We start from the raw sequence: 11705 nt of genomic DNA, 5'->3' as shown, positions 1-11705 counted from the left end.
TCACCACTGCCATGCACCTCCAGAGAATCCGCATGCAAACTTTTTTTATCGCACCCACCGATTTTGGTGTGGGTCTGACCTCCATCAGCCTCGGGCTGGTCCGCACCCTTGAGCGTGCCGGCCTCAAGGTCGGTTTTTTCAAACCGATCGCTCAGCCGCATCCGGGTGACACGGGGCCTGAGCGCTCCACCGAACTGATCGCCCGCACCCACGGCCTGAAACCTCCACAGCCACTGGGCCTGGCCCATGTCGAGCGCATGCTCGGCGACGGTCAGCTGGACGAGTTGCTCGAAGAAATCATCACGCTTTATCAACAAGCGGCCATCGGCAAGGACGTGCTGATTGTCGAAGGCATGGTCCCGACCCGCAGCGCCAGCTATGCCGCACGGGTCAACTTGCACCTGGCCAAAAGCCTCGACGCCGAGGTGATCCTGGTGTCGGCGCCGGAAAACGAAGTGCTGACCGAACTGTCCGGTCGCGTCGAGTTGCAGGCGCAATTGTTTGGCGGCCCGAAAGACCCGAAAGTCCTCGGCGTGATCCTCAACAAGGTGAAGACCGACGAAAGCATGGAGGCCTTCGCCGCACGCCTTAAGGAACATTCGCCGCTGTTGCGCAGTGGTGACTTCCGCCTGCTGGGCTGCATTCCGTTTCAGCCGGAACTCAACGCCCCGCGCACCCGCGACGTCGCCGACCTGATGGGCGCACAGGTGCTCAACGCCGGCGACTACGAAACCCGGCGCATGTCCAAAATCATCATCTGCGCGCGCACCATGCGTAACACCGTAGAGCTGCTCAAACCGGGCGTGCTGGTGGTGACCCCGGGCGATCGCGACGACATCATCCTCGCCGTCAGCCTCGCCGCCATGAATGGCGTACCGCTGGCCGGCCTGTTGCTGACCAGCGACACCCTGCCCGACCCACGGATCATGGACCTCTGCCGTGGCGCCTTGCAGGCCGGTTTGCCGGTGTTGTCGGTGAGCACCGGCTCCTATGACACCGCCAACCAGTTGAACGGCCTGAACAAGGAAATCCCGATCGACGACCGCGAGCGCGCGGAAATCATTACCGATTTCGTCGCCAGCCACCTCGACGCCAACTGGCTGCACCAGCGTTGTGGCACACCGCGGGAAATGCGCCTGTCGCCGGCCGTGTTCCGCTATCAACTGATTCAGCGTGCGCAGAACGCCAACAAGCGCATCGTCCTGCCCGAAGGCAGCGAGCCGTTGACCGTGCAGGCCGCAGCGATCTGTCAGGCCCGGGGCATTGCCCGTTGCGTGTTGCTGGCCAAACCGGCAGACGTCGAGGCCGTTGCGCGCGCCCAAGGCATCGAGCTGCCACCGGGGCTGGAAATCCTCGACCCGGACCTGATCCGCGAGCGCTATGTCGAACCGATGGTTGCCCTGCGCAAAAGCAAAAGCCTCAACGCGCCCATGGCCGAGCAGCAACTGGAAGACACCGTGGTGATCGGCACCATGATGCTGGCGCTGGACGAGGTCGATGGCCTCGTGTCGGGCGTCATCCACTCCACCGCCAACACCATTCGCCCGGCCCTGCAACTGATCAAAACGGCGCCGGGCTGCACGTTGGTCTCGTCGGTGTTCTTCATGCTGTTTCCGGAAGAGGTGCTGGTCTACGGCGACTGCGTGATGAACCCGCACCCGAGCGCCAGCGAACTGGCCGAGATCGCCCTGCAAAGCGCCGATTCGGCGGCAGCGTTCGGCATCACTCCCCGTGTGGCGATGATCAGTTACTCCAGCGGTGAATCGGCCAGCGGCGAAGAGGTCGAGAAGGTGCGCGAGGCTACGCTGCTCGCCCATGAGCAACAGAACTCGCTGTTGATCGACGGCCCGTTGCAATACGATGCCGCCGCCAACGAAACCGTGGCCCGGCAACTGGCACCGAACAGTCAGGTGGCCGGACGCGCCACGGTGTTCGTGTTCCCCGATCTGAATACCGGCAACACCACTCACAAAGCCGTGCAGCGCAGCGCCGACTGCGTCAGCCTCGGCCCGATGCTGCAAGGCCTGCGCAAACCGGTGAATGACTTGCCGCGCGGTGCGCAAGTCGACGACATCGTCTACACCATCGCGTTGACCGCGATCCAGGCAGCCAACCGACCTATGGACGTTTAAATGCTGGTTTTTCTACCTGCCGCCGTGCGCGGTGTCATTGCTTCGTTGCTGTTGGCACTCAATACCATCCTGCTGTGCTCATTCCTGTTCTGCGTGGCGCTGATCAAGGTCCTGCCGTTCGCCTTCACCCAGCGCATCGCCGGATGGTTGATGAGTCATACCCACGAAGCCTGGATCAGCATCAACAAAGGCTGGATGAACCTGGTCCGTCGTACCCGCTGGCACACCAGCGGCCTGCAAGGCCTGGACTACCGGCATTCGTACCTGATCACCAGCAATCACCAGAGCTGGGTCGACATCCTGGTGCTGCAATACGTGCTCAACCGCCGTATCCAGCCACTGAAGTTCTTTCTCAAGCAAGAACTGATCTGGGTCCCGGTGATCGGCCTGGCGTGGTGGGCGCTGGGCTTCCCGTTCATGAAGCGCTACTCCAAGGCCTATCTGGAGAAACATCCGGAAAAGAAGGGCAAAGACCTGGAAACCACCCGCAACACCTGCGCAAAGTTCCGCAATAATCCGGTGGGGATTTTCAACTTCGTCGAAGGCACACGCTTCACCGAAGGCAAGCATGCCCAACAGCAATCACCCTTTAAATACCTGCTCAAACCCAAGGCCGGCGGCATTGCCTTTGTGCTGGATGCCATGGGCGAGCAGTTGGAGTCCATCGTCAACGTGACCATCCACTACCCAGCCGGACGACCTGGTTTCTGGGATTTGCTGTGCGGAAATATTGCGGATGTGGTGGTGCACTTTGAAGAGCTGAAAATTCCGCCGCAGTTCATCGGCAAGAACTACGACCAGGACGGCGAGTACCGCCTGCAGTTTCAGGGCTGGATCAATCAGCTTTGGGAAGACAAGGATGCGTTGCTGGGGCAGATGCATCGGGAATATCCAGACAAACGCTGATCCCCTGTGGGAGCGAGCCTGCTCGCGAATGCGGCGGATCAGCCTACATCAATGTTGAATGACACACCGTATTCGCGAGCAGGCTCGCTCCCACATTTGATCGAATCAATCTGAAAAAAAACCGCCGATGATCACTCATCGGCGGGTTTTTCATTACGGGCTAATACTCACTGCCTGCATGGCAAGAACTTGATAAACGGATAGGCTGGCCTCTATAAGTAATGAGCTGCACGCCCCAGCATGACGCGAACTTGAATCGACTCGCACTCAATCGCGCTTTTATCCAAAACCAAGGATTGTTTGCTTAAACACCACTAGCCTTACAGTGCGGCCTGTTAAATATAACCATCACTACCGCTTGTACAGCACCCATATTCGTCACCGGTATCATCAGGGTTACCACCTATTTCAAGTGGCCCGATCGTTACTGTTGCGATATTTTCAGGCGGCGGTGGTGGAGGAACAAAAGGCGCAGGAGCATAAGATCCCCCTCCCCCGATATTTTCGTTGAATACAGCTATCGCAGAAGGCAAAAATTCGCCGGTTGCAGAAAACCAATTACAAGAAAGCATCTGATTACCGTACGCCGCCCTCAGAGTTTCCTTGTGCACTATCTTCATGTCGGGTGCACAGACGTAATCAAGGTAGTTATCCGCAGCACTACCATTAAAGAAATTCGCAGCATTTGTCACTATGTTTTCGAGCGCTTGCGATTTATAGATTGAATACCCACCAACAAGAATCGAGACACTCATACTGGCAATAATCAGCGATGGTGAAGCTACTAAAATAGCCATAGTTCCGAGTACACCAGCGACATTACCTACGAGGTTAAGAGCATCACCCTTGTTAATTCCATTACCATCTCTAACATCCACTCCAATTTTTAGGAAAGTAATAGTACCAGCGACTATATTGGCTGGCATGCTCACAATCGGCACATAAGGTCCTGCCAGCTTGGTGACTGACATCACGCTCGCTATTACAGCACCGGTTTGTGCCGTTTGGCTCACCAACACCATTCCAGCCCCATTCACTAAAAACTGGTCTGCCACCGCAGTCGCACCCGAGCCGACAGTTACGCCATCGTTCACTACACCTACAATTATCTCGGCTTTCCCAGCCATATATTACTCCTTGATCACAGTTTTAAACGCAAGTGTCATTCTTACCTGATCACACTTGACGGAAGGTGATCTCGCCGCATGTGGAATTCGCCCATCGAAAACCACCACACGACGAGATTTTGGAAGTACAGCCTTAATGACATTTTCTTTCGCATCATCATAGAAAACGAGCTCTCCTCCCCAGGACGTGGGCCAGTGCTCGTTGCAGAAAACGATAACAGTCAATCCCGGATGGATTTTGTTATCACGATGAATAATGGTGTCTTGCCCGAACGTCTGTCCGTTTGCGTAAACACCTAACAACGTCATATTGAAATCATGTAGATCTGAAAATCGCTCCCAGAAACCAACCAGAAAACGCCATGATTCATTGCCGTTCAATTCTTCCAGGCAGGACTGCCGCTCAGGGCGACCTTTACCCGCAATGAACACGTGCCAGCAAGGCCTGACGAAGGGCAACTCTTCATAATTTGGCCAGTTGTATCTCCAGACAGCCCCCTTGAGCAAAAGATTTATAGCGACTTCTTCGCTTTCCATCAGAAAGTCATCAATAACATATATTCCATTATCAATTCTCTCGAGTTTCATGCGTTCTCCTTTTCGCAGCGACCCTGTTCCAAATTCCATTCCGAGCAATTACAAACAGCAAGTAAGACAATATAATTGACCAACCAGCCAGCACAAAATAACACCCAATGTTATTTGACCTTACCCAAAGCAATATATCTTTACGGCCGATCAACAAATTGGTATCAACATCATAGACCCACCAAACAAACCGTTTAGTCCGATCTGAATCCACAGCAACCCACAATTTTTTCCCCTTCCTCAAATTCAGGTGCTGAATGTCACTCGCAGAAGCTTCAATAATGTAGTTATAGGCATCCTCATCCAGCCCGACCCTCAAATATAAAGATGAAGTAGCTCTTGACTGAAAAACATCTCTATACAAATAAGCACTTTCCATAACCAGCCGTTCCGGCAAGGGAGGGATCTCCCGTACTTTTCCATACATTGGGACCGAAGCAACAACAAAACCAACAAACAAAAACACTAAAAAAACAATCTCACCGACCCCGGCAATATATTCAGGAGGGATATATAAATTCTTTGCAGGCACACGCACTCCCAGAACGTCAATCGAAAATCACATTAAGGATTCAACACCTGACTGAGCTCGGAATCGTTCGAATCTCAAATCTTGCGCACCGAATAGCCCGACTTTTTTAAGTGAAATACCTCAGATCGCTTAAACGCAAAGCTCCAGAGCTTTGTATTTTTCGAAACTAGACAAAACACCGAGATGAACACGTGCCAGCAGGGCCTGACAAAGAGCAGCTCTTCATAATTTGGCCAGCTTTATCTCCAGACAACCCCCTTGAGCAAAAGGTTTATGGCGACTTCTTCGCTTTCCGTCAGAAAGTCATAAATCACGTATATTCCATTATCAATCCGTTCGATTTTCATGCACTCTCCTTTTCGCTACAACCCTGTTCCAAATTCCATTTCGAAAAATAACAAACAGAAAGCATGATGACAAAACTGACAACCACACCAATAAAAAATAGCACTCATTGTTACTACGCTTTATCCAACTCAATATATCCTCACGACTGACCAACAGATGGGTATCAACATCATAGACCCACCAAACAAACCGTTTAGCCCGATCTGAATCTACAGCAACCCATAATTTTTGCCCCTTCCTCAAATCCAAGTTCTGAATGTCACTAGCAGAAGCTTCAATAATGTAGTTATAGGCATCATCATTCAGCCCGACCCTCAAATATAAAAATGAATCATTCCTTGAGTGCGAAACATCTTTATACAAATAAGCACTCTCCCTAACCAGCCTTTCCGGCAAGGGAGGGATTTCCTGTATTTTTCCATATACAAGAACCGAGACCAAAACCAGAACAAAAAACAAAAATAGTAAGGAAACATTCTCTCCGACCCCAGTAACATATCCAGGATTGGCATATAAATTCTTTGCAGGCACACGTACCTCCAGACGCCTATCAAAAACAACATTTAACACTCACACCTGACAGGGATTGGCACCGCTCGAAACTCAGATTTTTCTCACCGAGAAATCCAAATCTTTAAACTTTAATATTTCAGAGCGCTTAAAATTCAAAAACCCTGCGCTTTGTATTTTCTTTTCGCCCCCCCCCAAAAAAAACCGAAACAGATATCAACCTCATATCTGCTAACAACAATATCTCCCTATGCAAACAAATGTAACTTACCGAGTTCCGATATCCCTGTAGTCCATTTCCCAAGCACCAACAACGCTGGCCATTCACGCGTTTTTCCGAGCACAAAAAAAGCCCGCAGACAGTTACCTGTCTGCGGGCTTTTTCTTGCAGCTTGAAGCTAGAAGCTTGCCGCTGCTTTGAGCTTAGATCGCACCACGCTTGCGCAGCAGATCCAGCACTTGCTTGACGCTTTCTTCCAGCGACAACGATTGGGTGTCGATCACCAGATCGGCATCCAGCGGCACGTCGTACGGGAAGGACTCGCCAGGGATGTTATCGCCGCCCGCCGCGTACAGGCCTTGTGGATCGCGTTCGGCGCAGACCGCTGGCGAAGCCTGGACGTAGACCGTCAGCAGACGCTCTTTGCCGATCAGTTCCTTGGCCTGTTCACGACCTTCGGAGCTCGGCGCAACGAACGCCGCCAGGGTCAGCAAACCGGCTTCGTTGAACTGGCGCGCTACGTGCGCGGCACGACGCCAGTTCTCGGTACGCCCGGCGCGATCCTGTGGCAGCCCCTTGTTCAGGTCGTGACGCAGGTTCTGGCCATCGAGCACATATACCGCACGGCCCATGTCGAACAGCTTGCGCTCTACGGCATATGCCAGGGTGCTCTTGCCTGCGCCCGACAAGCCGCTGAACAACACGGTGGCCGGTTGCTGGCCGAAGCGCTGGGCGCGTTCTTCGGTGGCGACGTGGGCCAGTTTGCCGTGGTGCGTGGCACTGCCGTGTTCCAGAGGCTGGGCGACGATCATGCCGGCGCCCACGGTGCCGTTGGTCAGGCGGTCGATAATGATGAACGCGCCGGTGGTGCGGTTGCTGTCGTAACCGTCGAGGGCAATCGGCGCGTCGAGCGCGATCTTGACCTTACCGATTTCGTTCAGCTGCAACGCGCTGGCCGGGCCTTCTTCGAGGGTGTTCACGTCGACCTTGTTGACGATGCTGGCGATGGAGCCCGGCACGTAACTGGTGGCGCGTTTGATGTCGTATTTCTTGCCCGGCAGCATCGGCTCTTCAGCCATCCACACCAGCATCGCTTCGAAGCTGTCGGTGACCGGCGGCACGTTGTCGGCGTGGACCAACAGGTCGCCGCGGGAGATGTCGATTTCATCTTCCATGGTCAGCGTCACCGCTTGACCTGGACCGGCGTGCTCCAGCTCACCCTCGAAGGTGACGATGGATTTCACGCGGCTGCTCTTGCCCGACGGCAGGACCACGACTTCGTCGCCTTTCTTGACGATGCCACTGGCCAGGGTGCCGGCGAAACCACGGAAGTTCAGGTTCGGACGGTTGACGTACTGCACCGGGAAACGCAGGTCGGTGAAGTTGCGGTCGCCCGCCACTTCCACGGTCTCGAGAATTTCCATCAGCGACTGGCCGGTGTACCACGGCGAGCGCTCGGACTTGTTCACCACGTTGTCGCCCTTGAGGGCAGACATCGGCACGAAGTGCATGCTCGTAGGCTTCATCTTCAAGCCTTCGGCGAACTTCAGGTAGTCGGCCTTGATCGACTCGAACACGCCCTGATCGAAGTCCTTGAGGTCCATCTTGTTGATGGCGACGACGATGTGCTTGATGCCCAACAGCGAGGCAATGAAGCTGTGGCGACGGGTCTGGGTCTGCACGCCGTAACGGGCGTCGACCAGGATGATCGCCAGGTCACAGGTGGATGCACCGGTGGCCATGTTGCGGGTGTACTGCTCATGGCCAGGGGTATCGGCGATGATGAACTTGCGCTTGGCGGTGGAGAAATAGCGGTACGCGACATCGATGGTGATGCCTTGCTCACGCTCGGCCTGCAGGCCGTCGACCAGCAACGCCAGGTCGATGTCTTCGCCGGTGGTGCCGACTTTTTTCGAGTCGCGGGTAATGGCTTCCAGGTGATCTTCGTAGATCATCTTGGAGTCGTGCAGCAGGCGCCCGATCAGGGTGCTCTTGCCGTCGTCGACGTTACCGCAGGTCAGAAAGCGCAGCAGCTCTTTACGTTCGTGCTGGCCCAAGTAGGCGAGGATGTCCTCGCTGATCAAATCAGATTGATGCGACATGACAGCCCCTTAGAAATAACCTTGACGTTTCTTGTCTTCCATCGAGCCGGCGCCATCGTGGTCGATGACACGGCCCTGGCGCTCGGAAGTTCGCGTCAGGAGCATTTCCTGAATGATGTCCGTGAGGCTTTCGGCCTCGGACTCCACCGCGCCCGTCAACGGGTAGCAGCCAAGGGTACGGAAACGCACTTTCTTTTTGACGATGCGTGCTTTGTCTTCATCGCTCAGGTGTTCGAGGATGCGCTCGTCGTCGATCATGATCAGCGTGCCGTTCTTCTCGATGACTTCACGCTCGGCGGCGAAGTACAGCGGGACGATCGGGATGCCTTCAAGGTAGATGTACTGCCAGATGTCCAGTTCAGTCCAGTTCGACAACGGGAACACACGAATGGATTCGCCCTTGTTGACCTTGCCGTTGTAGACGTTCCAGAGCTCCGGGCGCTGGTTTTTCGGATCCCAGCGGTGCTTGCTGTCGCGGAACGAATACACGCGCTCCTTGGCGCGGGATTTCTCTTCATCGCGACGGGCACCACCGAAAGCGGCGTCGAAACCATATTTGTCCAATGCCTGCTTCAGGCCTTCGGTCTTCATGATGTCGGTGTGCTTGGCACTGCCGTGGGTAAACGGGTTGATGCCTTGCGCCACGCCGTCCGGGTTCACATGGGTGATCAGGTCGAGACCCAGCTCGGCGACCATTTTGTCGCGGAAGGCGTACATCTCCTGGAATTTCCAGCGGGTGTCGACATGCATCACCGGAAACGGCAGCTTGCCAGGGAAAAACGCCTTGCGTGCCAGGTGCAGCATCACGGCGGAGTCTTTACCGATGGAGTACAGCATCACCGGGTTATCGAACTCGGCGGCCACCTCGCGGATGATGTGGATGCTTTCCGCCTCCAGCTGTTTCAGATGCGTCAGTTTGTCGACCATGGCTACTCACGAAAGCTTTCTTATGAACGGCCAGCGGGCCGTGTTCGAGCGAGGAATCCTAGCACAGCGCCCACTTCTAATCAGGACGCCAACTAGAACGAAAGAGCATATGAATATGCCCCCTCGTTTGGGCAGAACCCGCCCCCTGCAGGAGCGAGCCGGCTCGCGATGTTCGTCAACGATAACGCTGGGGGCCTGACACCCCGCGGCGTTCTCGGGTTCATCGCGAGCAGGCTCGCTCCTACAGGGACAGCGTTTTGTCAGATTGGGTTCGGGCAATCGATGAAGATGTGTTCGAGGGCAAAGCGTCGCGCCAGGTAATCCCCCAGCGCCTGAACGCCATAACGCTCGGTGGCGTGGTGGCCGGCGGCGATGAAGCTGATGTCGTTTTCCCGCGCGCTGTGGAACGTTTGCTCGGAAGCCTCGCCGCTCAGGTACAGGTCGACACCCGCCAGAATGGCCTGATCGATGTAGCCCTGACCGCCCCCCGTGCACCAGCCGACCCGACGAATCATCTTGCTGCCCTCGACCAGCAAGGGCTCGCGGCCCATGACTTCCTGGACCCGGCGGGCAAAATCCCGAGGCATCATCGGCTCACTCAACGAACCGACCAGACCGACAATCTTCAGGTTGTCCGGGTCCAGCGGGCCTTCGACGGTGATGTCGAGCTGCCGGGCCAACTGCACGTTGTTACCGACATCCGGGTGCAGATCCAGCGGCAGGTGATAGGACAGCAGGCTGATATCGTGCTTGAGCAATGTCTTCAGGCGACGCTGCTTCATGCCGGTGATGCACGGGTTTTCGCCCTTCCAGAAATAGCCATGGTGCACCAGCACCAGGTCGGCGTTGGCTTCCACGGCGGCATCGAGCAACGCCTGGCTGGCGGTGACGCCACTGACAATGCGCATCACTTGCGGCCGGCCTTCGACCTGCAGGCCGTTGGGGCAGTAATCGGCAATTTTCGAACTGCTGAGGTAACGGTCGGCTTCTTCGACCAGGGTGCTCAGGGCGACGGCCATGAAAGACTCCTAAATATCCCGTTCAGAGGCACGCGCGGCCTCGTATAATGCGCGTCATTATGGGCGGTCCGATACCGCCTGCAACCCTCTCAGGACGTGCTTAATGCTCAAGGCGCTGCGTTTTTCCGGCTGGCCGCTACTGGCCGGCGTGCTTGTCGCTCTGTTGATAATCCAGCGTTACCCGCAGTGGGTCGGGCTGCCAAGCCTCGACGTCAATCTGCAGCAAGCCCCGCAGACCACCAGCATGCAGCAAGGTCCGGTGTCCTATGCTGACGCGGTGACTACGGCCGCGCCATCCGTGGTGAACCTGTACACCACCAAAGTCATCAACAAACCCAACCACCCGTTGTTCGAAGATCCGCAGTTCCGCCGTTTCTTCGGCGATAACTCGCCCAAGCAGAAACGCATGGAGTCGAGCCTCGGTTCGGGCGTGATCATGAGTCCGGAAGGCTACATCCTGACCAACAACCACGTGACCAGCGGTGCCGACCAGATAGTGGTCGCGCTCAAGGACGGGCGCGAAACCCTGGCCCGGGTGATCGGCAGCGACCCGGAGACCGACCTCGCGGTGCTGAAGATCGATTTGAAGAACTTGCCGGCGATCACCGTCGGCCGTTCCGACAACATCCGCATCGGCGATGTGGCCCTGGCCATCGGCAACCCGTTCGGTGTCGGCCAGACCGTGACCATGGGTATCATCAGTGCGACCGGGCGTAACCAGTTGGGCCTGAACAACTACGAAGACTTCATCCAGACCGACGCCGCGATCAACCCCGGCAACTCCGGTGGTGCACTGGTGGATGCCAACGGCAACCTGACCGGTATCAACACGGCGATTTTTTCCAAGTCAGGTGGCTCCCAGGGCATCGGCTTCGCGATCCCGATCAAACTGGCAATGGAAGTGATGAAGTCGATCATCGAGCACGGCCAGGTGATTCGCGGCTGGTTGGGTATTGAAGTGCAGCCATTGACCCAGGAACTGGCGGAGTCCTTCGGTCTTTCTGGACGTCCGGGCATCGTCGTCGCCGGGATTTTCCGCGACGGCCCGGCGCAGAAGGCCGGCCTGCAGTTGGGCGATGTGATCCTCAGCATCGACGGCGAACCGGCCGGTGATGGCCGTCGCTCGATGAATCAGGTCGCGCGGATCAAACCGACTGACAAGGTCACTGTTCAAGTGATGCGCAACGGCAAGGAGCTCAAGCTCACCGCGGAAATCGGCTTGCGTCCGCCGCCGGCTCCGGTGAAGGAAAAAGAAGAAAACTAAACCCGGCCCGAGCATTTCGGGCCATTGGCA

Annotated in this window: 10 protein-coding genes and 1 pseudogene; 4 read left to right on the top strand and 7 right to left on the bottom strand. The window is 55.9% G+C overall.

Annotation, left to right across the window (positions count from 1 at the left end):
* Positions 1 to 32: 32 nt before the first annotated feature.
* The 3 genes and pseudogenes from pta to JQF37_RS31440 form a co-directional block, all read left to right on the top strand.
* The gene (pta, locus tag JQF37_RS17390; RefSeq protein ID WP_047537783.1) at positions 33 to 2132 is read left to right on the top strand and encodes a phosphate acetyltransferase; all 2100 of its coding nucleotides are present in this window, start codon (positions 33 to 35) and stop codon (positions 2130 to 2132) included.
* Positions 2133 to 3038 carry an acyltransferase gene (locus tag JQF37_RS17385; protein WP_130203972.1) on the top strand — a complete coding sequence of 302 codons (906 nt, stop codon included), beginning with the start codon at positions 2133 to 2135 and terminating at the stop codon, positions 3036 to 3038.
* Between the two features lie 6 nt (positions 3039 to 3044).
* Positions 3045 to 3131: pseudogene (locus JQF37_RS31440) on the top strand (metal ABC transporter ATP-binding protein); the annotation flags it as partial.
* A gap of 242 nt (positions 3132 to 3373) precedes the next feature.
* On the opposite strand, the gene JQF37_RS17380 reads toward JQF37_RS31440, so the two are convergent.
* From JQF37_RS17380 to JQF37_RS17350, 7 genes are all read right to left on the bottom strand, one after another.
* Positions 3374 to 4165, bottom strand: a complete 792-nt coding sequence (locus JQF37_RS17380) for a hypothetical protein (protein ID WP_130203971.1) — start codon at positions 4163 to 4165, stop codon at positions 3374 to 3376.
* Between the two features lie 3 nt (positions 4166 to 4168).
* Positions 4169 to 4753 carry a 2OG-Fe(II) oxygenase gene (locus JQF37_RS17375; RefSeq protein ID WP_130203970.1) on the bottom strand — a complete coding sequence of 195 codons (585 nt, stop codon included), beginning with the start codon at positions 4751 to 4753 and terminating at the stop codon, positions 4169 to 4171.
* Positions 4734 to 5285 carry a hypothetical protein gene (locus JQF37_RS17370; protein ID WP_130203969.1) on the bottom strand — a complete coding sequence of 184 codons (552 nt, stop codon included), beginning with the start codon at positions 5283 to 5285 and terminating at the stop codon, positions 4734 to 4736. Before JQF37_RS17370 ends, JQF37_RS17375 begins: the two co-directional genes overlap by 20 nt.
* Before the next feature lie 327 nt (positions 5286 to 5612).
* Positions 5613 to 6164: a hypothetical protein gene (locus JQF37_RS17365; protein ID WP_130203968.1), complete on the bottom strand. Its 552-nt coding sequence runs from the start codon at positions 6162 to 6164 to the stop codon at positions 5613 to 5615.
* A gap of 402 nt (positions 6165 to 6566) precedes the next feature.
* Entirely contained in the window at positions 6567 to 8465 is a 1899-nt protein-coding gene (cysN, locus tag JQF37_RS17360) for a sulfate adenylyltransferase subunit CysN (protein ID WP_130203967.1), read from the bottom strand.
* Positions 8466 to 8474: 9 nt separating this feature from the next.
* Complete coding sequence (gene cysD / locus JQF37_RS17355; protein WP_090316153.1) at positions 8475 to 9392, bottom strand: sulfate adenylyltransferase subunit CysD; 918 nt, start codon at positions 9390 to 9392, stop codon at positions 8475 to 8477.
* A 260-nt stretch (positions 9393 to 9652) separates the two neighbouring features.
* Positions 9653 to 10411, bottom strand: coding sequence for a Nif3-like dinuclear metal center hexameric protein (locus tag JQF37_RS17350; protein WP_130203966.1), 759 nt, complete (start codon positions 10409 to 10411; stop codon positions 9653 to 9655).
* A 103-nt stretch (positions 10412 to 10514) separates the two neighbouring features.
* On the opposite strand from JQF37_RS17350, the gene algW reads away from it, so the two are divergent.
* A complete protein-coding gene (algW, locus tag JQF37_RS17345; RefSeq protein ID WP_130203965.1) occupies positions 10515 to 11675 on the top strand; it encodes a Do family serine endopeptidase AlgW in 1161 nt (386 codons plus the stop codon).
* Positions 11676 to 11705: the final 30 nt, after the last annotated feature.

Origin of the sequence: Pseudomonas sp. MIL9, assembly GCF_016887925.1 — a bacterium.
GTDB lineage: Bacteria > Pseudomonadota > Gammaproteobacteria > Pseudomonadales > Pseudomonadaceae > Aquipseudomonas > Aquipseudomonas mohnii.
Note: the sequence above shows the minus strand (reverse complement) of the source record. Positions and strands in the feature narration are given on the sequence as shown.